The sequence below is a fragment of the Thalassolituus sp. UBA2590 genome (genome assembly GCF_002339775.1).
In the GTDB taxonomy this organism is placed as follows: domain Bacteria; phylum Pseudomonadota; class Gammaproteobacteria; order Pseudomonadales; family Oceanobacteraceae; genus Thalassolituus.
Genome location: NZ_DDKU01000170.1, coordinates 24217 through 46899, shown reverse-complemented (window position 1 = coordinate 46899; position 22683 = coordinate 24217). Strand labels below are relative to the sequence as shown.

The 22683-nt window shown below is 48.0% G+C and carries 16 protein-coding genes; 11 read left to right on the top strand and 5 right to left on the bottom strand.

The annotated features are described in order from the left end of the window. The first annotated feature begins 59 nt into the window (after positions 1-59). The 4 genes from B2067_RS14370 (at position 60) to B2067_RS14355 (ending at position 3793) form a co-directional block, all read left to right on the top strand. Positions 60-1181, top strand: a complete 1122-nt coding sequence (locus B2067_RS14370) for an S-(hydroxymethyl)glutathione dehydrogenase/class III alcohol dehydrogenase (protein WP_301388923.1) — start codon at positions 60-62, stop codon at positions 1179-1181. Between the two features lie 17 nt (positions 1182-1198). Then, positions 1199-2032, top strand: coding sequence for an S-formylglutathione hydrolase (gene fghA / locus B2067_RS14365; protein ID WP_301388922.1), 834 nt, complete (start codon positions 1199-1201; stop codon positions 2030-2032). A 230-nt stretch (positions 2033-2262) separates the two neighbouring features. Then, positions 2263-3213 (top strand): SGNH/GDSL hydrolase family protein, encoded by a 951-nt coding sequence (locus B2067_RS14360; RefSeq protein ID WP_301388921.1) that lies wholly within the window; start codon positions 2263-2265, stop codon positions 3211-3213. Between the two features lie 136 nt (positions 3214-3349). Beyond that, positions 3350-3793 carry a hemerythrin domain-containing protein gene (locus B2067_RS14355; RefSeq protein ID WP_301376803.1) on the top strand — a complete coding sequence of 148 codons (444 nt, stop codon included), beginning with the start codon at positions 3350-3352 and terminating at the stop codon, positions 3791-3793. 44 nt (positions 3794-3837) lie between these two features. Here the strand turns inward: B2067_RS14355 and B2067_RS14350 are convergent, their stop codons facing one another. Next, a complete protein-coding gene (locus B2067_RS14350; protein ID WP_301388920.1) occupies positions 3838-5223 on the bottom strand; it encodes a PLP-dependent aminotransferase family protein in 1386 nt (461 codons plus the stop codon). 113 nt (positions 5224-5336) lie between these two features. Between B2067_RS14350 and ccoG the strand changes: the two genes are divergently transcribed. The 7 genes from ccoG to B2067_RS14315 all read left to right on the top strand — a co-directional run bounded on the left by ccoG (position 5337) and on the right by B2067_RS14315 (position 17401). Continuing rightward, positions 5337-6659 carry a cytochrome c oxidase accessory protein CcoG gene (gene ccoG, locus B2067_RS14345; RefSeq protein ID WP_301388919.1) on the top strand — a complete coding sequence of 441 codons (1323 nt, stop codon included), beginning with the start codon at positions 5337-5339 and terminating at the stop codon, positions 6657-6659. A 146-nt stretch (positions 6660-6805) separates the two neighbouring features. Then, positions 6806-8374 carry a DNA phosphorothioation-dependent restriction protein DptF gene (dptF, locus tag B2067_RS14340; protein WP_301388918.1) on the top strand — a complete coding sequence of 523 codons (1569 nt, stop codon included), beginning with the start codon at positions 6806-6808 and terminating at the stop codon, positions 8372-8374. Further along, on the top strand, positions 8374-9720 hold the full coding sequence (gene dptG / locus B2067_RS14335) for a DNA phosphorothioation-dependent restriction protein DptG (protein WP_301388917.1): 1347 nt from the start codon (positions 8374-8376) through the stop codon (positions 9718-9720). The genes dptF and dptG overlap by 1 nt, the downstream gene beginning before the upstream one ends. Further along, on the top strand, positions 9701-14854 hold the full coding sequence (dptH, locus tag B2067_RS14330) for a DNA phosphorothioation-dependent restriction protein DptH (RefSeq protein ID WP_301388916.1): 5154 nt from the start codon (positions 9701-9703) through the stop codon (positions 14852-14854). Before dptG ends, dptH begins: the two co-directional genes overlap by 20 nt. 19 nt (positions 14855-14873) lie before the next feature. Continuing rightward, positions 14874-15407, top strand: a complete 534-nt coding sequence (locus B2067_RS14325) for a hypothetical protein (RefSeq protein WP_301388915.1) — start codon at positions 14874-14876, stop codon at positions 15405-15407. A 12-nt stretch (positions 15408-15419) separates the two neighbouring features. Next, positions 15420-16568, top strand: coding sequence for a DGQHR domain-containing protein (locus tag B2067_RS14320; protein WP_301388914.1), 1149 nt, complete (start codon positions 15420-15422; stop codon positions 16566-16568). Positions 16569-16573: 5 nt separating this feature from the next. Then, on the top strand, positions 16574-17401 hold the full coding sequence (locus B2067_RS14315) for a hypothetical protein (protein ID WP_301388912.1): 828 nt from the start codon (positions 16574-16576) through the stop codon (positions 17399-17401). On the opposite strand, the gene dndE is transcribed toward B2067_RS14315, so the two are convergent. The 4 genes from dndE to dndB are packed head-to-tail and all read right to left on the bottom strand — an operon-like array spanning position 17388 to position 22475. After that, on the bottom strand, positions 17388-17732 hold the full coding sequence (gene dndE, locus B2067_RS14310; protein WP_301388911.1) for a DNA sulfur modification protein DndE: 345 nt from the start codon (positions 17730-17732) through the stop codon (positions 17388-17390). The genes B2067_RS14315 and dndE overlap by 14 nt on opposite strands. 59 nt (positions 17733-17791) lie before the next feature. Further along, on the bottom strand, positions 17792-19795 hold the full coding sequence (gene dndD, locus B2067_RS14305) for a DNA sulfur modification protein DndD (protein ID WP_301388910.1): 2004 nt from the start codon (positions 19793-19795) through the stop codon (positions 17792-17794). Further along, positions 19795-21378 carry a DNA phosphorothioation system sulfurtransferase DndC gene (dndC, locus tag B2067_RS14300; protein WP_301388909.1) on the bottom strand — a complete coding sequence of 528 codons (1584 nt, stop codon included), beginning with the start codon at positions 21376-21378 and terminating at the stop codon, positions 19795-19797. Before dndC ends, dndD begins: the two co-directional genes overlap by 1 nt. Next, positions 21375-22475: a DNA sulfur modification protein DndB gene (gene dndB, locus B2067_RS14295; RefSeq protein WP_301388908.1), complete on the bottom strand. Its 1101-nt coding sequence runs from the start codon at positions 22473-22475 to the stop codon at positions 21375-21377. The genes dndC and dndB overlap by 4 nt, the downstream gene beginning before the upstream one ends. Between the last annotated feature and the right edge of the window lie 208 nt (positions 22476-22683).

Here is a 22683-nt window from a genome sequence, read left to right as displayed (position 1 = left end):
AACGAACTACAATGTTCGCAGTGAAGACACCGAATTCCGGAATAATAAGGAGACCTCCCATGTCCGAGACTATTACCTGCCGTGCTGCCATCGCGTGGAAAGCCGGCGAGCCGCTGTCTATTGAAGAAGTTCAGGTTGCACCGCCCAAAGCAGGTGAAGTCCGTGTGAAGATCGTCGCGACTGGCGTTTGCCACACCGATGCGTTTACTCTGTCTGGTGATGACCCTGAAGGTATTTTCCCTGCGATTCTGGGCCACGAAGGCGGTGGTATCGTTGAGTCCGTCGGCGAAGGCGTGACCAGTGTGAAAGTAGGCGATCACGTGATTCCGCTGTACACCGCCGAATGCCGCGAGTGCAAATTCTGTAAATCCGGTAAAACCAATCTTTGTCAGGCGGTACGCGAAACTCAGGGCAAAGGTCTGATGCCAGATGGTACCAGCCGCTTCAGCCAGAACGGCAAGCCGATCTTCCACTACATGGGTTGCTCAACCTTCTCTGAGTACACGGTACTGCCGGAAATCTCACTGGCCAAAGTAAATCCAGAAGCTCCTCTGGAAGAAGTCTGCCTCCTCGGTTGTGGTGTCACGACTGGTATGGGCGCCGTGATGAATACTGCCAAAGTAGAAGAGGGTGCGACTGTCGCTATTTTCGGTCTGGGTGGTATTGGTCTGTCGGCGGTTATCGGTGCGGCCATGGCAAAAGCATCACGCATCATTGCCATCGATATTAATGAAAGCAAATTCGACCTGGCGAAACAATTGGGCGCGACTGATTGTATTAACCCGAAAGACTACGACAAACCGATTCAGGAAGTCATTGTTGAACTGACCGATGGTGGCGTCGACTACTCGTTTGAATGTATTGGTAATGTCGACGTTATGCGCTCTGCGCTTGAGTGCTGCCACAAAGGCTGGGGCGAGTCTGTGATCATCGGTGTTGCAGGTGCCGGTCAGGAAATCTCTACCCGTCCGTTCCAGCTGGTGACCGGGCGCGTCTGGAAAGGCTCCGCTTTTGGTGGTGTAAAAGGCCGTTCTGAGCTGCCGGATTACGTCGAACGCTATCTCGCTGGCGAATTTAAGTTGAGTGATTTTATTACGCATACCATGCCACTGGATGACGTTAATGAAGCCTTCCACCTGATGCACGAAGGCAAGAGTATCCGTACCGTAATTCACTACTGAACACCGGGTATTAAGTAATGGAAAAAGTCAGCGAAAACCGTTGTTTTGACGGTCGTCAGCTGCAGTTTACGCACCGCTCTGCGGTGCTTAACTGTGAGATGCGCTTCGGTATTTATCTGCCACCGCAGGCTGAAGTCAGAAATGTACCTGTGCTCTACTGGTTATCTGGCCTCACCTGTACCGATGAGAACTTCACTCACAAAGCCGGTGCACAGCGCGTGGCGGCCGAATTAGGTATGGCGATTGTGATGCCGGATACATCACCTCGCGGTGAAGGCGTACCCGACGACCCTGACGGCGCTTACGATTTTGGACTGGGCGCAGGTTTCTACGTGAATGCGACCGAAACGCCATGGTCTGAGCATTACAAAATGTACGATTATGTCGTTAAAGAATTACCTGAACTGATTGAAGCCGAATTTCCGGTGACGGATAAACGCGCTATCAGCGGTCATTCGATGGGTGGTCATGGTGCGATTACATTGGCTCTGAATAATCCGGATAGCTATACCAGTATCTCTGCCTTCAGCCCGATCTGTAATCCCATGGATTGCCCCTGGGGCGAAAAAGCGCTGGGTAATTACCTTGGCGCTGATAAGGCTACCTGGGCGAAGCACGACGCCAGCTATCTGGTTCGTCATGCGGATAAGCAATTACCTTTGCTGGTGGATCAGGGGCTTGCGGATAACTTCCTCGTCGAGCAGTTGAAGCCTGAAGCGCTGGAAGCAGCCGCTGCAGAATCTGGCTACGCACTGAAACTCCGTCGTCATGAAGGGTATGACCACAGTTACTTTTTTATCTCCAGTTTTATAGAAGAGCATCTCCGCTTTCATGCGAAATACCTCGGTTGAGAATTTCGTATGAACCTTCTCTGAGTGTTTTCTCAGAGCTTCTCTTGCCCGGCATTGCCGGGCTTTTTTATGCGTCGTTTTGGCTCTGCTTCCTGTGACCATTGAAAGGAAAGACAAAGTGAGTCAGGCATGCGGCTTTTGCAGTTTCAGTCCTTGTTGCGGGGGGCGCCATTGATTATGTTTCTGGCGTTTTTACCCTAATCTCCCCAAAAAATACAAGGAATGTTGATATGCGCAAACACCTGCTGACCGCGTGTTTACTGCTCGGTACCTCACTAGCCTCCGTTGCTGGCCCTCACCATCATGGTGGGCATGTTGGAAATCCTCACGCAGAGGAAACACCAGAGACACTTCCCGTGCTGATCGTTGGCGCTTCGTTTGCTAATGGCAAGGCCCCTTTCGATGGCGACCTGTCATCGCCCTTACTGGGCTTATCGGTTGGTACCGGACAGTATATTTCGTTAGGGGATGCACTGATCCGCAATCGTACTCACAGCGGCTATGTCATTACCGAAGCTCAGGCTTCAGCCACGACTTTTGCACGTGAAAGTTGCCGTACCGCACTCTATGGTGGCGGTTGTAGCACCGCCCAGTCTGACAGCTACCAGACTCAGGTGTTGCGTGCCAGCTCTCGTGTTTATTCTCTGGCCGACGGCAGCTACAACGCAGAATACGTCGTTGTAACGGCCCCCAACGACTGCCTGCACTCAGATGCCTTTGGACTCCCTGAAAGCGATGCGCAGCAATGTGACGAAGAAGATATGCAGGACGCTGCCGACCGTATGGTCGAAGTCGGGCAGTTGATACTTGGTTTGGGTATGACCCCCATATTCGCGCCTTACCCGGACGTGAGCAATATCGATCTGGAGCTCTTCCGTCAGAGTTCATTGTTGGAGTGGACGATCTCTCCCACCGATTACCAGATGCTAAATAACATCGTTATGACGACCATTGCATCTGATCTTCCCGAAGCGCTGATAGTTGATTACTGGGCGGAATATTCTCACCTTGGTGACGGTATCCATCCAGACCTGGCGACAGTTGAAAATGCGGCCAATATTATTCTGGAAAGCATCGGTTACAACGTGATTTCTGAAGCTCCGGGCAATAGTGCCTGGGGACATAAGCGCGGACACCGCCACCATGGCTTACGTGGTAACTCCCGTGGTAGTCGCCGCTGAAGGCTGTTGTTTTCTCATGCGCAACTCTTCGATCGTGTGTGAGCGCATGAACCTTTTTTGAACTTTCTGATTTTTATCGCAACTGAATTAAGGCAACCGCGATAAATTTCAGGAAGCATCAATTCAGGAGAACACCATGAGCACGATTTTTGAAAAACTACGTGAAGACCATGAAGTACAACGTGAACTGATGGATAACATTGTTTCCACCTCAGGTGACGAGTCGGCCAGAAGAGAGCAGATGAAGTTACTTAAAGAAGAATTGACCGAACATGCTGCCGCAGAGGAACGCCATTTTTATTCAAAGTTAATGGCGCACGATAATAGTCAGGATAAAGCACGTCACAGTGTCGCAGAGCACAAAGACATCGATGATCTGGTAGAAGAGCTGGAAACTATCGACATGAGTAGCCCACAGTGGCTGCAAAAGTTTAAAGATCTGAAGCATCTTGTTGAGCACCATCTCGAGGAAGAAGAGCAGGAAGTTTTTCAGGTGGCAGGTAAAGAACTGACCGATAATCAGAAAGAAGTTCTGGCTGAAAAATACGACAACGATATGGAGCGTCGTCGCAGCGCCTGATATCAGGTACTGAGTGTCTTAACTGAGCTAGCTATCTGAACCAGCTAGCTGAGTAGTTTACCAAGCGCCGACAGAGCTTTCTGTCGGCGGCTATTCCAGGGGTGTGCGAAACTCAGACGCATGTAATTTTTGAATTTATGCTTTGATGAAAATAGTGCACCCGGTGCAATAAAAACGCCCTCGCTTTTCAATTCTGAAAACAAAGCCGAAGTATCCCAGTCTCCGTGTAATTCGACCCAAAGAGTTAAACCTCCTTCCGGAATTCCAACATTCTTAACAGCAGACCAGCCCCGAACTTGATCTGAGAGTTCATCCCTTTGCTGGCGTAACCATTTTTGTTGTCGTTTCAGATGCGAATCGTAGTCTCCATTGGAGATAAACTCCGCAAGCCCGTTCTGTACACTTAAAGGGCTGGCTAATTGAGTAACCAGTTTTAATTGCAGTAAGGCCTGTTGCCAGCGGCCACCACTGATCCAGCCGATGCGCAGGTCTCGGGATAAAGACTTTGAGAGAGAGCTACATAGAATGACACGCCCAGTCTGATCCAGTTTCTTAAGTGGATCAGGCGTATACGAAAGCGCCGTATCGGCATAGATATCATCTTCAATCACAGCAAAGTCACGCTGTTCTGCGAGCTGTAATAATTGCTGGCGTTCGGGCTCTGGCATGACAGCTCCCGCGGGCGTCGAAAAGCAGGGAGAAACGATGCAGGCTTTGATTGGCCACTTCTTCGATGCCTGCTGCAAAGCGTCGACCGACATCCCCGTCAGTGGTGAGGAAGGTATTTCTACTACCTTCAGCTGCAGTTGTTCTAACAACTGCAGAGCGCCATAAAATCCGGGGGATTCTACTGCAACGACATCACCGGCTTTGCAGGTGGCCATTAGTGCAAGAAACAATGCATTCTGGCATCCGGCAGTAATCATCAGCTCGTCAGAGCTAAGCTGACAGCCCCTGCGTAGTAGCCTCATTGAGAGTTGTTCACGCAATACGACTGCCCCGGCAGGGTCATCATAATAAAGATGGCTCTGGCCACGCTGGCGCCGCATTACCCGGTTAATAGAACGATTGAGTATTTCCAGCCCCTGAGTGTTCTCTCCGCCGGCGCCGGGCACTAAATCAAACGCCGCACCATGCTGCATTAAGTCCATCAGTAGCGGACTGACCCGGGCGGCGACCGGCGCAGTGGGGCGCGTAATCGCGGGAGCCTGAGCTTCCCGGGGCAGTACGTAATAACCAGAGCGGGGTTTCGCCAGAATCAGTCCGCGGGCCTCAAGACGACTGAGCGCGTGCAGCACAGTCCCTTTCGCAAGATCATGTCTCTCGCATAACACTCTTACAGAAGGCAGCCTGTCGCCGGCATTCAATCTGCCTTCGACTATCTGCTCAGCCAGTACGTCTTCGAGAATCTGATATTGATGAATCTTCATAAGGTTAACTGTACCACTTAAATTTTATGAAAGTGTGCCTTTTGTGGTACAGATAGGGCGCGTACCCTCACCTCAGCATAGAGAGAAAGCTGTAATCTGATGAGGTAACAGGTATGCAAAGAATTCCAGCACTGGATATTACGCCCGCTCAGTCCGGAGAGAAGATACACGTAAGGTTATTCTCCGGCCGCTTTCAGACACTGCGCCGCCTGATCAGCTGGCCGTTGCTGCTCGCATACTTTGGCCTTGCCTGGGTCAACATCAATGGGCAGCAGGCGTTACTGTTCTCGATTGAAGACCGCAGGCTATATTTCTTTGGCACCCAGTGGGGCTGGCACGACTTCCCGGTACTTGCGGGTGTACTCATTATCGCTGCCATTGCGTTATTTGCGGCATCGGCTGTGGTGGGCAGAATCTGGTGTGGTACAGCGTGCCCGCAGAGTGTCTGGACCTGGCTGTTCCTGCGCGTCGAAGAAGTGACCGAAGGCCCAGCCTGGACGCGTAAGCGCATGGATGAAAAAGGCCTCACCACAGAGCAGCGCCTGCGCAGGGTCAGTAAGCATACACTTTGGTTACTGCTGGCCACCGCGACCGCCATCACCTTCACCGGCTACTTTGTACCTGTTCGTGAATTAGTGCCTGACACCCTACTGGGTGAGGCGAGCCTCACAACAGGCATCTGGCTCACCACCATGACAGCACTCACTTACCTGAATGCTGGGCTGGTGCGTGAAAAAATATGCCTGCACGCCTGCCCGTACTCGCGCTTTCAGAGCGTTATGTTCGATGACAATACCCGGACAGTTACCTACGACAAAACACGAAGCAGCGACTGTATTGATTGCAGCCTCTGCGTACAGGTATGCCCAACGGGGATCGACATTCGCGATGGCCTGCAGGCTGCCTGTATCGATTGCGGTGCCTGTATTGATGCCTGCGATAGCGTCATGGATAAAATTAAAAAGCCGCGAGGACTAATTACCTACAACTCGGTAGAAAAGATCCGCACTGGTAACAGCCCTATCCTGCGAACACGCACTCTGGCTTACGGCGTAGTGATTAGTGTGGCTGTGGTTATTCTGGGTAGCTTTATAGCCCAGCGGGATAGCATCGTCGTTGATATCCAACGCGACCGCCAACAGCTTTACTACCAGACGGTGAACGACCAGACCTGCAACAGCTACCAGCTCGAAGTTGAATACTTTGCACCGGGCAGCCACCGTGTCGCTGTCGCGATACAAGGCCTGAAACAGGCCCAACTTTCGGGGCCTGCAACACTGCTCGTGCCAGAAAATGGTGTCGCAACGCAGCAATATCAGGTGTGTGTGGACACAGCAGCGCTGAGTCGCGGTGCGTATCGCAGTGATATTGAGTTTGTAATTGCGGCAGACGATGAAAAGGTGGTGCGAGGAACGACGTTTATTGTGGGGCGGTAAATATCCGGTACACCAATCTCTAATGGAACAGATTGTCATCTCCCTTTGCCTAGATGATTAGCGCCAACATCGGTATGCTTGTAGGCCTTGTACTTCCGTGCTTTCACCATAAGTGCGGTACGTTAGGCCTACGAGAATCGGTGGATATGGATTTCAAAACACTGCTTGATACCTTGGCGCGCTCGTCAGCCGAGGCAGTCTCTACACTCTCAAAGTCATCCGATGAAGTAGAAGAGCTTCGCTCCTACCTCTACGTTGAAACCGAGATTGAACGCCGCTTCGTTGAAGCCCTGAAGACGACAAACTCCGCGCATTCAATCATCTTCCTTTGTGGTTCCAGTGGTGACGGTAAGTCAGAGATCCTCCGCAGGCATCATGACTTATATAAAGACGACTTTCTGTTTCATCTGGATGCGACTCATAGCTTCAAGCCAGATCAGAACGCAGTAGAAGCGCTGAACGAGTTGTTTGATCAGCATGGAGAGAGTAATAAGCCCCTTATCGTTGGTATCAACATCGGGATGTTGTTTAACTTCCAGAACACCGGCGATGAGCGACATGACGGTGTTAAGGAGGCGATCCGCCGATTCATTGATGGCGAACGTGCTTTTGACCAATACCAGTTCCTTAGCTTTGAAGATTACCCTAAGTTTTCGCTTGAGAAAGGTGCGGTTGGCTCTGAATTTATCTCAGAATTACTCGGAAAAGTGACTGCGGCTGACGAAAAAAATCCGCTTTACAGAGCTTATTCAGAAGATGAAGCGCACCATCAACAACTGATCTATGAGAACTATCGTATCCTTCAAGAGACTGAAGTTCAGGCTTTGATTGTGCAGACCTTGTTGCATGCACGCCTGAAATACGATCAGTTTCTGTCTGCACGGGCGTTATTAGATTTTATCTATAACCTGATTGCTGGTGATTCGGTACTATTCGATAACCTCTTCCTTGCACCGGGTGACGGTTTAGCAGGCAGCATGGCCAGTCTTGATCCGTGTTTACTCAGGTCACAGCGTATCGACGAGTTTGTCGTGCAGCGTTCTCTTGAGGTTACGGATAGTGATTTTGAAGAGTTCAAGAGGGCATTCTCCACGAAGTACGGCCACTTCAGTATGGAGCCAACGACCTGGATTCGCGCATTCTATGTGATGAAAGACATCGATATCGGTAACAATTATCACAAAGCCTTCAGTGATGACTTCCGCCGGAAGCTCTTCGAAGACTACATCCATGTCTGGCAGCTTCATCAGACTCTGGATGATAAAAAGCAGCTCCGTGAATTCTATGACAAGACTCTGATAGCAAGTCTTATTAAGTTTGCGAATCGCCTGCTTACCGGACTTGGTAACGACGCCCTTTACCTTGCGGAGCGTAATGGTGTGACCATCACCACCAAAGTACGGGTAGCAATGGATACTAAGGCTCTGGAGAGTCCCGCTTCGAGTCAGATTCACAGTTTCAATGCCGCAATTAAGGTCGGAGATCAGGCGATTAAGCCGTTTCCCGTGACTATTTCATTTCTTGAGTTGGCTGAGCGCATCATGTCGGGTTACAGGCCAAACAGACACGATAAGAACACCATTGTGATTCTTGAAGAGGTGATCGACGAAGTTGCTCGGGTTGCATCAAAGAATGGTTCGCTGACTTTTATCAAAGATGAGCGCGAATGGTCGCTGCTGTTAGAAGATGATGAATTCATTGTGGAGGCTTGCTGATGAGTATTAAAGAAAATCTTCAGGCCGTGTCGGAAGTAGCGATAAAAGATCGAAATTTCGTCAATCACTTCCTTACATTCCGACAGCAGCGCGGGGAAAAAATCAGTGATCCTGATGTCATGGCTGTTGCGGGTGAACTTCTGTCGATTGCCTGGCGGAAAGCTTTAAAAAAAGGGGCCTCGCTTGAGAAGTACACTCAGGCTTGTATGGATAGGTTATCAAGCAAGGTTGCTGACGATGAGTTTGAAACTTTGCTGCAACACATGTACTTCAATGATGATGCCAGGGGCCTTTTTCAGGTATCGCCTGAATTTATGCTGTTTAAAGCTGGAAGTGCCTCTTCAGGCAATACCCGGCATGTTGGTAGTGTCCTGGGGAATATGCTTCTTTCCAGACCTGAAGTGACGCAGGGGAAACCCGAGAACCTGAACTTCCTCGAAGCCGAGCTGCTGGACGAGTTGCAGTCATTTGTTTCTGATTTCGCACCAGCAGACGCTACTGAAGATTACTTACCCTTTATGGGGGACGTCTTTGCCGAAGATCTTTCGCTGTTGTGCAGCTACCCAAGCTACATGATGCAGAACCTGAAAGCCTTTGTTGGCTTGTACAACTTTCTTTACAGCGCTCAGCTGGCGATGAACTTACGCAGCTGGCGTACAGAGCCTACTAGCAAACCACTGTATTTCATCATGGATACGGAGAGGGCGAGTAGCGAACGTACCTATGTTCGGGAAGCACTCAGTTCTCTTATTGATTACGTGGAAGATCTCTTCCCTGTATTGTCGGCACTTGAGTACCTCAATCAACCCGATAATAAAGAATCAATCTGCTATCCGTTATGGAAACACTATCAACAGATAGAGGCACTACCCGCCGATGAGTCTTACGAACTCAAATCTGGTCTGAAACGATTCCTTGAGAACTATCGTAATGCACGAGGTCGTGAGCCTTGGAGCGAGGAGTTGAATACTACGGAAGATATCTTTAAGGCGATCACGGCGACGGCCAGAGAGATATTCAGGCAAGCTCGCTCCAGCCAGTTAACGGTCAATCGAAAGGTGGTTGCGTCATTCGAGACTGAAGTAGCTCGTCATTTCATTCAGAATCGTAAGCGCGGTGGGCGTGTTCTCATCATGAATCAGGACTACCTGCTACTGCTGACGAACCTGGCCGTAGGAAGTAGAGAAAAGCTCCAGTATCAGCAGTTGATTGAAGAGTTTAAGCGCCGGGGCGTCTGGTTTGATCAACAATCACAACAAGCGTTAATCGAATTTTACGAGCGAGTAGGAAATCTCGAGCGGATGAGCGACAGCGGGGATGCGGTATATGTCCGAAAAACAATTTGAAGGATTTCTCGTACGCCACTTGAAGGCATGGCTTAGCAGCAGGCTCAAGCCAGGAGATCGCTTTCAGTTCCGTTCAACTGATCCGGATAACACAGTACGTTTACTATCTGCATTGCGTGATACCGCTGATGGAATTGTCGAGGATGAAGGTACTAACCTCAGCTATTTAGAGGTAAATGGTATTCAGGTGCTCATTGCTGGACATGCAGAAGAAAAGTCGGTGACAGAGGGGTGTTACACCGATAACTATTTAGCAAAATTGAGAGACAGGGTCGTTGATGATAAACGCGCTCTGGTGATGATTCATAACAGCTCACTCGATACGATTACCAACAGTACATTTGACCTCGCGCATAGTGGAGCCGTTTGGTCTGTCGCCAAGATTCGGGATCTTCTGGAAGGCCTGATCGACGATAGCATGACGAATCGCGATACCTCAAAATGCCTTCTCGATCTGCAGACAAAAATTGTTGCCTCTGATGGGGCGAGTATTTTTGGTTATCGCAGCCTCTATGAGTCGATGATCGACGGCGATCTCCGATTTGATGAGTTGGGTTTGTTCAATGACCCTCATTTGACTGATTCATGGGGTGGTGCGACAACGGCCCCAAATCAGCGCCAGATCGAACGTAGATTGGAGGAAAACCGAAAACTGAGGTCTGAAATCGAATTTGAAATAGAGCATCACCCAACTGAGTTAGAAGATCGTTTAAGTCAGTTTGGAAGTAAGTTTATAAAAGAAAACTTTATAAACAGTGATGATTGGAAAGATCGTACCTATGACGAACTCGTATCCGAAATCCAAAAGCAGAAGAAGCAAGCACTGGAATTTCTTGATGTTGAAGCCTTAACGGGAAACCTTCAACGACGAAGCAAGAAAGAAACGGCAGCAGGGCAAAGAGAGCAGAATGTCCTTCTTCAGGTGCCAGAAGATCAAGGTACTTTTCAGATTGATTTGAGATTCTCCGGAGCTCGAACAGAAAGAAGCGAGTTCGAAATTCAGCCCAAGAAAACGGCCAAGTTACTGGAGCTGAGTCACAAGCCTAGAGGCAACAATACGACCTTTACCATCTCTGGTGAGCTGACGTCCGAGCCGTTGTTTTTCTCCGTACGTACTAAACGTGAGCTGTCCAGTGAGCAATTCAAGTTCCAATGCCTGGTGTTGCCTGAGGGCAAATTCTGCTTTGACGATATCATTAACAAATACCTGATCAAAGCGACGGGGCGAGGCCAGTCTCTGATTATCCAGTCAGACGTTCAGTTACTGGTGACCAACCCCGAGCTCGAAACGGCCGTTACGCTAAAAGATAACGATGAAGTCATCGACGTGATTGAAGTCGGAACACTCGACTATCAGCAGATTTATGATGAGTCGGATGAAGTGCGATTTATCCTGAAAAGTGGGGCCACCACGTTACCGGTTCAGGTCGAAGGGGAATCTGCAAAAGAGTCGCTTACCCTACCACTGCTGATGGATACATCACGTACCCGTCACATGTTTAACGACGACTACTATGGCGTTTATAAAGAGTCTAAAGGGACCGTCGTCGTTGAAAACCAGGAAGTCATGCAGTTGTTCCTCCGAAAGCAACTGCTAGATGCTGAATGGGAGATCATCGCGTCAGAGCTTGTGTACTGGGATGCGTCTAAAGAAAAAGGCTTACCTGCTTCTGGCTTAACTGCGTTTCCTGAACTCCAGAATCTGCATCAAAGCTATATCGCGTTTCTCCAGTACTTTAAAACAGGTAGCCGCCGCACCTTACCGTCTCTGGAAGGCTGGGGGCCGGCACTGGTTAAACTGGCGAAGAAGTATGTGGCCGAATACCTCTCCTATCTCGAATCGGTCGAGCGAGGTAAGACGTTATCGTCTGGTACCAAGTTTGTGATGAAGCTGGGTACGGCCAGCATTCGCGATACTGAAGATAACCGGATTAAGAACTACCTCACTCCGTTTCATCCGTTGGTGCTGTCGTATTACCTCTATCTCATTGAAAGCATACAGGCAGACGGTGATGACCTGAGCTTCCGCACATTGCCGGAGGTGACGTTAAAGCGCCTCACTGCACGAGGGCTGGTTCCACATTTGTTTGACGAAAAGCAGCAGTACAGTTACACGCAAACCGTCGATGAAAATGCGCTCTGGCTGGAGATTGTGCCACGTGAGGACAGTAGCTTTGATTACATCAGCAAGCTCGTAAGGCACAAAATTGAGGAGTTTACGGAAACCTTCTCTCGTTTGTTCGATACTGTGTCATCGGCACCAGTGCTTATTAACTCTGTCAATAATGCCGAGAACCGCGAACTCTTCCGGGGCCTGCTCGCCTACTATATGGAGCACCTCGAAGAAGGGCGTTATATCCACGTCAATCTGTATGACGACGAAGAGCTGGAAACCGAGTTCGACCTCTTCGCTGAGATGGCCACTTACGACGATATCAAAGACAGATACGATCTCGATAAAGGTAAGGCCAAGCGGAATACCGATACCATTGTCGATGTACTTCGCACGCGCCTGACCTTCAGTAAGTTCCTTAATGGTAAAACTGACCAGCAAGCCTATGCGCACCTGACATTCTTTAAGAACAATCAGGTAGTGGATGCCCGAGATAACAACATCGACGAGCATCTTTCTGGTGTTGCATGCGGCGGCCTACTGAACGGCGAATCATCACGCAGCGAGAACGATGCCTACTTTACCGCGTTCGGACTGAAGGGTGTCGATTACGCCGATAAGCCGCATTTGAAGATTGCCCGTTTATTCGGTGCCATGTGGCGGCCTTCAAAGCTGAACAGTGATTCCTATCACGAACACTCCGCTATTAGTCTGGCTGTTAGTGATTCTGTGAAACAACTGCTGGATAAGTCTTACGACAGCTCCGTGTGGGTAACGATTGTTGACCCGAAAGTGACGCTGGATTTCTTCTCAAAGTCAGACGACGTCATTCTGATCCACTACTCAGATCAATACACCAGCTCTGCTGGCTATGACGCGATAACTGTTACCAAGCAATCACAGCTCTACCGAAGTGTGCTGGGTGCCTCCGGTGAGAGCCTGATTCGCGAGTTCAACGCTTTCAACGGCGAGTGGCTTCTGCAGATGGTCAATGACCCAAGCAAAGAGAAGCTAGGCAAAGAAGGCGTCATTGCTTCTTATAAAGCTGTTGCTGCCATGCTGTCTAAGTCCGATATCTGCTGGGTGCCCTTATCCGTTGCTGAGATGATTCGGGTGGCAGGTAACATCGGCCTGGCAATGAGCGACTCAGATTTCTCTCGTCATAATCTTGGTATCAAACAAGGTGCAATTTCAGATGATGTTCTGTTTGCAGGCTTTAAGGGTGGCAAGCTTTATTTGCTACCGGTCGAGTCCAAGGCAACAAACAATAGGCCTGATTTTATAAAGGCTCGCAAGCAGGCGCGGGAGCTGAAGACCTATATGGAAGGTCTGCTCGGACAGGAGAACCTTGCAGGCAGACTGTATCGCGGCTTGTTTGTTCGCCAGGTGCTGTTACAGGTCGAGAAGTACCAGCTCTATAAAGTATTCAGTGATGACTATTTCGATGAACTACTGTCAGCACGAGAAGAGTGGCTCGAAGGAAACTACACGCTGGCACAATTGCAGAACTACCCGGCGGGTATTGTTGTTGCACACCTGAATACAGACTCTTGCGTGACAGAGCGATACGAAGAAGTTGATGGCATCCTTGAAATCGACATTCCAATGACCAAGCTCGCAGGGCTTGTGCATCAGCCTTACGAGGCATTAAAAGACGAGCTTCATGCTGGCCGGCTGTTAGCCGTACCTGAGCAATATATTCTTGGTGATTCAGCTACTGATGCGCCTGTGGTTCAGTTGCCGGTGGGTGATGAGGAGTCGCAATCATCTGATGATGTACTGAACACACCGTATCCGAAATCAACGACTCAATATCCAGAAGCGGCGGAACCTGAAGCCCCAGAACCTGTGGCAAAGCATGATGTATCCGTGCCGCTTGCACCGTTAGAACCAACCGGACCGTTGGTGATTAAGTTTGGTACTGACGTTGCCAATAATCAGGACGTGCTTTGGGAACCGACGAATACCGAAAAACTATTTAATACCAATACCGGAATCATCGGTACCATGGGCACCGGTAAAACCCAGTTCACCAAGTCTGTAATCACTCAGTTGGTACGTAATCAGCACAACAACGTTGGTGGTACACCTATTGGCATACTGATCTTCGACTACAAGGCAGATTACATCAAAGATGATTTTGTCGAAGCGACCGGCGCGAAAGTGTTTGATCTGTATCAGCTACCGTTTAACCCGCTGGCTATCTTCGGTAACAGGCCAATGCAGCCGATGCATACCGCTAACCTGTTTAAGACAACCACGGCTAAAGCGTTTAACCTGGGTACCAAACAGCAGAATAAAGTTCGAACGCTGGTTATGGATGCATACGAGGCGGCAGGCATTTACCCACAGGACAAAGGCACCTGGGGACGTATGGCGCCTACACTAGCGGATGTCTGGGCTGAATTCCAGGCACAGGACAAGATTGAGCAAGACTCACTCTATGCTGCCCTTGATGACCTGATCAGCTTTGAGATCTTTGAGCCTGATAGCAGCAAAACTAAGTCACTGTATGGTCTGGTCGACGGTGTCACCGTTATTAACTTATCTGGATATGATCCGAGCATACAGAATCTCGTGGTCGCGCTGACGTTAGACCTTTTCTATACACAGATGCACCAGCAGGGGAGTTCGAAGCTTGATGGCGACTTTCGCCAGATCTCGAAGATGATTCTGGTGGACGAAGCCGACAACTTTATGTCGCAAGACTTCGAGAGCCTGAAGAAGATCCTGAAAGAAGGCCGCGAATTTGGTGTTGGAACGATTTTGTCGACCCAAGAGCTGACGCACTTCAAAACTGGGGATAACGACTACTCGACTCTGATCCTGTCTTGGGTGATCCATCAGGTAGCGAATATCAAGTCGCAGGAGATCAAAGCGATCTTCAATACTCAGACGAAGAGTGACGAGGAATACTTTATGGGACAAATCCGCAAATTAGAGAAGCATCATAGCTTGTGTGTGGATGGTAAAAAGAAAGTCGCTAAGATCAAAGATTTGGCATTTTGGGAGATCTTTTGAAACATGAAGGAGCTGACTCATGTTTGAGTTGCATAGGCAAACCTCATTAGCATGTTTTTGGATGCTTTTAGGGTCGTTCTTGCCGATGATAGTAGAAGCGGCACTCAAGAACTGGATGTTTTCCATGGGCTATTGGGTGGCTTTTAAATCGACTTTAAGAGGGGGGGAAGTATTCATTCTAACGACGGCGATGATAACTCCATTTTTTTGGCTACTCATTAAGAAAGTTGCTGGAAAAGTTAATAATAAGTTTAGAATGTTCGGATTTATTCTATTGTTTTCATTAGTTTCTTTGATTGGTGGTGTTGGAACATTCTCTTATTATAGAATAGGCCAGTTAATTTCGAGTCAAGATCTAGGGCTGGATGATAAAACGCTAGGTTACCTCAACTCAATTTTCTCTCACGATCTCATATATGTTGCATATATTATCTATTTTATCTCACTTCTTGTTTGGTATTACTCAGCATATTATGAAAATAATACATCTGTTGACTTTATGAACAGTGTTTCAAAAGATCAGAAGTCATTAAGTGAAAAGGTTTTCCGGTAGGAGTTGTGTGTAATGGATACAGTTGTAGAGTTTGATGCAATTAAAGTGAGTCAGCCTGTAGGTGAATTCTATTGTGGCGTCATGAATGCTGAAGATGTGGCAAAGATCTCAGAAGCAGACGTTCGTAAAATGGAAAATGATGATGTTGGTAAGTATCTTGGTATTCAACGGGAATTAAAAACAAATCGTGTTAAAGAAATAAGCTCTTATATTAAAACCATTGATGCTACATTTCCTAGTTCAATCATTCTGTCTATTAGCGAAGATAATGTAGAGTGGGATGAGAAGTCTAAAAAGGTTAAGTTGTTATCTGAGGGAGGGCGATATGATAAGATCGCCTCTATTTTGGACGGGCAGCATCGTCTCGCCGGTTTTAATGATAAAAACTATGAGTTTGAGAACCCTGATGGTAGTGTTTCAAAATTTCAACTTTTAGTTACCATATTTGTCGGAGCCGATATCTCGACGCAGGCTGGAATATTTGCAACAGTTAACTTGGCTCAGACCAAAGTCAATAAAAGTTTGGTTTATGATTTACAGGCTCTAGCTGATACTCGTAGTCCTGAGCGAACATGTCACGATATTGCTGTAATATTGAATTCTGAACCTGAAAGCCCATTTTATAGATCAATTAAGAGATTAGGTGTGGCGACAAAAGGTGTAAAGAATGAATTCTTAACCCAGGCTACCTTTGTTGAGAATGTTGTTAAATTAATATCCCCAGATCCAAAGTCTGATAGAGACTACTATATGTCAGAATCCAAATTTTGGCGTAAAAGTAAAAAAATATCCCATATGGATGTGGATAGCCTTAAAAAGTACTTTTTTAGGAAGGCATTTGTTGAAGATAGGGATGAAGTCATTGCTTCTAATATTCTGAATTTTTTTAATGCTGTAATGAAGAAATGGCCCGTAGCTTGGTCGAAGAATGAAAAAAGGTCATCGCTTAATAAGTCTGTAGGTTTTGCTGCTTTAATGAGAGTGTTTAAAGATATATATAGGTCTGAAAATGATAGCTTATCTTGGGATTTTGTCGTTGGTGAAGATAGGTATTATAAAAGACTTTGTAAGTGTTCTAAAGATGATGAGTTTTTCCTGAATATAGAGCCATCTACAAGGTCTATAAAAGTAATATATGATGCAATTAGTTGTTTGGATTGAGTTTTATGATTAATGCTGACGAGAAGCATAGTCTAGTTGATGTTTCTGATCATATCTATCATTTGAAATGTTTTGTTGCATACGGTTTTTTTGAAGGTGATTTTCTAAACTTTAAAAGCAACGATGAATTTGGTATTTTTGATTTTTTGACATGGCTGGAGTTGTCATCAGATATATCCGGGGTGGAAATAACTCCAAGGTATTCAAATTCTGTTCAATGGTGTTCTGGCGCCTATGAATATGAGAAACAGCATAAGCAAAACTATCAAAGATTTGCTTTTAAGATATCCCGGTTGCTTTTTGTTTGGAGTGCATTTGAAAAGCTTTGTGATATCGTTGGGATTAATCAGCTTGTTCCTGGTAAAGAAGGGCCTGCCGTAAAAGTTGGGAAATATCTAGAGGCAGAGAGTATATCAATTCATCCGAGCTTTATTGATGTATGGAAAAAGTTCGCTGACTTGTATCTTAAACATGAAGATTTCGGTAAGAGTAAATCTCAAATATACCCTTTTGCAGAGCAATGGAGTGTGGCATCGTTAATTAATCTTGCTAGGGATGCCAGAAATAAAGCGGTTCATGGACAAAGCTCCCTTAAGCCTCCAGAGGACTATTCTGGGAATATATTGCCGAGCAGATGTTATATTTGTTTTATTGATCTTGCGGTTAGAGCTATCTTAATAACTATTCAAATGTTGCTTGAAACATTTCTTTCGAAGAATATATGTGAGTATTACTCAAGTTATGACGATGAAGATAACGAGTTAGATGTCCATCAATATTTAATAACTCTACATTTGGTTGAAACAGAACATCCTGATATTATGCATTGGTGATTATACGAGCCGTGTTAGGGATACCTTCAATAATTGCCGCCCCGTCATCCACATGACTCCCCCAGGCCTTGTAGTAGTCTTTCGCTTCAAGGTTTGGGTACTTCTGCTTTAACAGCATTTCCACCACATCCCCATAGTCACCCAGCCAGGTGTACTTATCTAGTTCACGAATGGTGAGCTGGATGTCTTCGCCTTCCCATGTGAAGCCACGCTCAATGGATGCAAAAAATGCCAGGCGAGCGCCGATGTTCACCGTCAGGCCTGTGTTGCTCTGCAGGCGACGCAGTGAAGTGAAGGCCTTTTCTGAGATTTTCATTTTCTGTGGCAGCATGGTGTGTCTCGTCGTGTTCTTACGTTCTCAGTTCTTTTATCTTTCTTTCATCACGTTAGTTAGTGACGCCAGAAATAGCCTTCGTAGTATCCGGAGCTTCCCGCTTCTGGGTCGTAGGCGACCTCAAAAGCGTGGGATATCTCTGGCGACAGGTCTTTATAGAAGTCTTCATCGACTTCGGTATCCGTTGATAAGATCAGTACCTGATGGCTCGCGGTCGGGAAGTAGTTCTTAACCAGATTTTCACGATGTCGTGAGTCCAGTCGCCCCAGTGGCGTATCAATGATGATCGGCAGGTTACGGCCAGAGGTTCTGCCCAGTGCTTCCAGCATGGCAATGGCATAGATTTGCTTTTCACCGGCTGACAGCTTCTTCTTGTCAATGATGTTGCCTTTGCCATCCACCAGAGATACGTTGAATGTATCCGGGTCGATCTTGGCGGTAATCATCAGGTCGTCTTTGCGGGCAAGCTTGGCAAATGACTTGATGAATTCCTGCTCCAGTTGCTGAATACGCTGTTCCCGGGTTTTTACAGCGAAGCCTTCAAGTAAGCCGCGGGTGCGGTCGGCCAGCGTGACGGCCTGGTTCAGATTACTGACGCTGCTGAATTCTTTCTCTTTGTCGCGCAGTTTGCGCAGGTTATCCATGGCATCGCGAAGAGTACTTTTTGCTTCTTCGGTCTTAAGTTTCACCTCAACTTGGCGTTGACCGAGAGTCCTTTCGAGCCCGGCTAACTCCGTTACAAAGTTAGATATACGGCGTTCATCAGGTGCACGTGACAGGTTGAGACCGACATTCGCCAGTTCTTCTTCAACGGATTCCAGTTCGGTAGATAGTGTTTTAACACGAGCTTGCTGCTCTGGTACTACCTTAGTGATCAGGTGGTTCAGGCGGTTGAATTCACTGTCCGAGATATCGTGAATGATCTCTGTATCTGCGGCGTTATTTGAAGCAGAGCTGTCAGCCATTGAGGCAGTAATAGACGCTTCAATTGCTTTCTGGTGTTCTTTACCCAGTGATTTCAGCAGTGATCGCTGCACTTTATTGAGTTGCTTACGCAGTTCAACCTGAACGACGAGTTGGCGCTTGGTTTGTTGCTCTGCGGAGAGCTGTTTCAGTAATGCTTCAAGCTGAGTCTTTGCAAACGCCAGAGGGGCTGCATCGGCAATCAGGTTTCTGATTTGGTTCTGCAGTTCATTGCGTTTGGCGCGCAGAGCTTGTTCTTTGGCTTCTGCTTCTTGTTTATTACTTGCCCAAGCACCGCCCAGTTCGTTGATATTCTGAGTCAGGCGCTCTTTAGTTGCCTCAAGTTCGGTGGTCTCGATCTTGAGAGTATCTATATCCGAGAGTTTCGCCTGGTACGCTGCGTACAGAGACTGATATTCAGCCTCTAACGTTTCGATTTCTTTTTTGATGTCTGACGGCAGTTGGTCGCGCTTCTGATCTCGTAAATAAACGCCCAGATCAGCCTTGAGGCGATCAATAATGTCTAAACCGAGCAAGCGGTTAATGGCGTCTGCGAGTGCGGTATTGTCGCTGTCGTCGGCAAGCTCGGCGATTTTCTCACCGTCGAAGAAGAAGAGGTCTGCAACACCAATAGGAATCAGCTCATTGAGGAACGATTGCTTCTGCTGATCCGTGAGGTTTTGCAGGTATTCACCGTTCTGATAGATTTCAACACTTTCAAATACGCTATTCCCGCGCACGGTCCAGACACGCTTAACGGTGTAGTCGATCACTTCACCCTGTCGGCCAAAGTTGAAGTCGAGCTTCACGCCAGCGGTATTCGGCTTGAGTACGCTGCCTTTAGGTTTATGAATCGAATCGAGCAGAAAGTCGTGATATGCCTGAACGGATACAGCGCGACCGAGACTCTGCTTGCCATACAGGGCCAAACGCACAGCGGTCAGGGTTGTGGTTTTACCTGCACCGTTGAGTCCACCGAACAGAATGATCGGACGCTTCTTGTTGTATTTGGTGCGAGGCTCAAGATCAACGTAGTTTTCGTCGAAGCTACCTTGAAATACGCCAAAATCCTGAAGGTAGAGGCTTTTAAGTATCATTATTTCAGTGCCTCATATTCTTTCGTCAGAGCTTTCAGTTGTTCGTCGTAGATGGATTTAAGATGCAGGTCTTCGCTTTCGCCTTTAAGTTCCTGCTTTAGCTTTGCTTTCAGGTCAGACGAGTGCGTTGCTTCGGCCTTAGCTGCTTGAATATCTTCAAGTGTGCCCCAGTCATTTTTGAGTAAGCTTTCGATTTTGCCGAACAGGCCTTTGCGGCGGCTCAGGCCATCCATCGAAAGTTCCAGCTCCAGTAACTTCATGACCAGCTCAGCGGGTACGGCATGCGCTTCGGCCAGCTCTTCGATTAAGTCAGCATCGGCTTGTGAGAACGCGCCTGCGTCATGCTCAACCCAATCAAGATCTTCTTTATAGACCTCGCGATAGATCTTGGGGAGTTCGTCAGACCAGTCTGGTTCGTTCGGGTCGAACATCCATTCTTTACGTATTGCATGGAGCTCTTCTGGACGAATAAGCTGGATCTTACGGCCTTCTTCGATCAGGTTCTTTTCGATGGTCAGCAGCTCTTTGAGCCACTTCTTTCTGTACTCAAGAAGGTAGGGCCCAGGAATTGTTTTAATTTCGGTAACATTGTCGTTATCTACAGCGCCACGAGCATATGAAACCTTACCGGTACGACGTTTGAAGTTACGGACTTCATTTTTGTTTTCTGGAAGCGTCGTTCTGTAAAGCTTGTTACGAAAGCTCTTCAGTTTTTTCAGCCACACTTCGCCCGAGTCAATCAGGCCTTCGATTGCGCGGTCTTTGGTCACAACGGTACAGGTCCAGCAACCAAAACGAGAGTTACCACAGGATGGGGTGTTGGTGTCGATAACGAGAGGGCACTCACCAGCACTGGAATCTTTGTAGAGCTCGAACAGCTCGAAGTGATCACCGCCCCAAGGAGCAGGTGCACCCAGCAGGTACATCCAGACTTCGTCAAAGGTCCAGTCTTCAATCGGCATATATGTAAAAGCACCGGGCAATGAAGAGTGACGAGACAGCGATGAGCCTTCGATCTTATGTTTAGCAATGACCTGAGCACGTGAAGCGCTTTCCTGGCTGCGTGCACCCAATACAACAATCACTTCACCGAAGCGGGCGATTTTGTCTTTGATAAATTCGCTTACTGGATCGATCTTCATTCGCTCGGTACACCAGCGGAAGCTCTGCGTCGGTGCAGGGTAGCCTTTACCCAGTAGGTTTACCCAGAAGGTTTCTCCCCATGCGGGATAGACAACATGGGCTGACATTGGAAGGCCCAGCTGCTGGGCATTGTCGTTGATCGCTTCAATAGAACTGCTGATCATGTCGACGACCATGGGCGTTTCGACCAAGGTGTCTGAAGAAATCACGTAAATATGTTTGTGCCGTTGCTTCTTCGGCAAACGTGTCAGTGCAACGTAGATCAGTGACAGAACTGTAGTGCTGTCTTTACCACCGCTGAAGCCGATGACCCATGGTTTGTCGTTCTCGAGGTACAGGTTCTGGATTTCCTGTATCAGGTCGAGCGCTGGACGTCCGGCGAATTCGGAGGCCTCAAGCATCTCATCCATGCTTGGGAACAATGTTTCTTTTTGGCTCATGAGTTCAACTGATCTTCGATTTGTTGCTCTTCTGCACCCAGTGATACTCCGAGTGCGTGTCGTACGACGTTCGCCGTCAGTACGGTGTTACTTCGTGTTTTGCTTAGCTTTCCGTGGTTGTCCATAGCGCGACCACGCCAGAGTTTCACGTTGGAACGGCTCCAGTCGATGTCATGGAGACCGGACAATTTGGTCTTCCACTCGCTTGGAAACTGCCGGATAAGGTCAGAGCCTGCGGCCCCAAGAGCCGCTAAGCCAATGCCGTGTGCGTGTATGAATTGCTCACGCAATTCCGAGGTCGAAACCTTGCGACTCATGGCGTCTTGCCAGTCGCGCATGTTACTACAAACGGCATCCCAGTACTCGGCGGCAACGTCCATTTCTTCCTTTGAAATCCTGTCTTTTGACGTTTTACCGAGGAGTGCTCTTGAGGCCTGTTTGATGCTGCTTAGCGTAAACAGTTTGCTGCTACGTTTAGAGAGGCTGTTGTTCTCAAGGTCAGTCAGAGCAGTGAAGCAGGGTACAGAATCAAAAACGTAACGGGCAAGGGCTGAGCCGCCATCACGCTGATCATAGAGAGTGCTCAGAGAGTCTGATGGTCGTACAGCGTGCTTGTTCAGGTCGGCGAACATTTGCTGGCTGCGAGCAAGACCGTCGTCAACAAAGAAGAGGACAGGGATGTTGTCGTGCCCAAGCTCGTGGGCTTCTTTAACGGCTTGCTCGATAGCGGCACGGCGATGCTGGCCATCGTTCACTAAAATCTGGGTATCCATTGCAATGGATAACATCCCGAGGTTTATTGCCGGGCCTGTGTCGGCCATTGGTTCGAAGTTAACTGCACCATCTACTGAGGCAGTAATCGCCGAGAGGGTGTAAGAGTCAGGGTTTTCGACCAGATATTGGGCAATGTCTGGCACACGACTTTCGTTCAGTCGGCGTTGAGCGCGCAGTTCAGGCGGGACGACATCTTCATCGAATACAAAGAGTTTTGGCACAAGACGCATTGGGCACATAGCGATATAGCATGGTCGCCCGGCTTGCATACCACGTACCGCAGGGAACTTGTGTGTGTATTCGTTGAGTAGAGACGTTGCCATGTGAACACTCCGTGTTTGTTGTAATTTTCGAGCGGCGGTGAGTATTGCACGTAAAAAACCACGAACACAAGTTTTTCTGTTGGGATTGCTATAGGAAAGAAAGGTCAGAAGTTTAGTTATTTTAACTTCAGGTGGAACCTAAAATAGCAACGAGCAGTATTTTAAGGCCCCAATGCAGTTGGAACTTAGTTGCCTTAGTTGGCTAGCG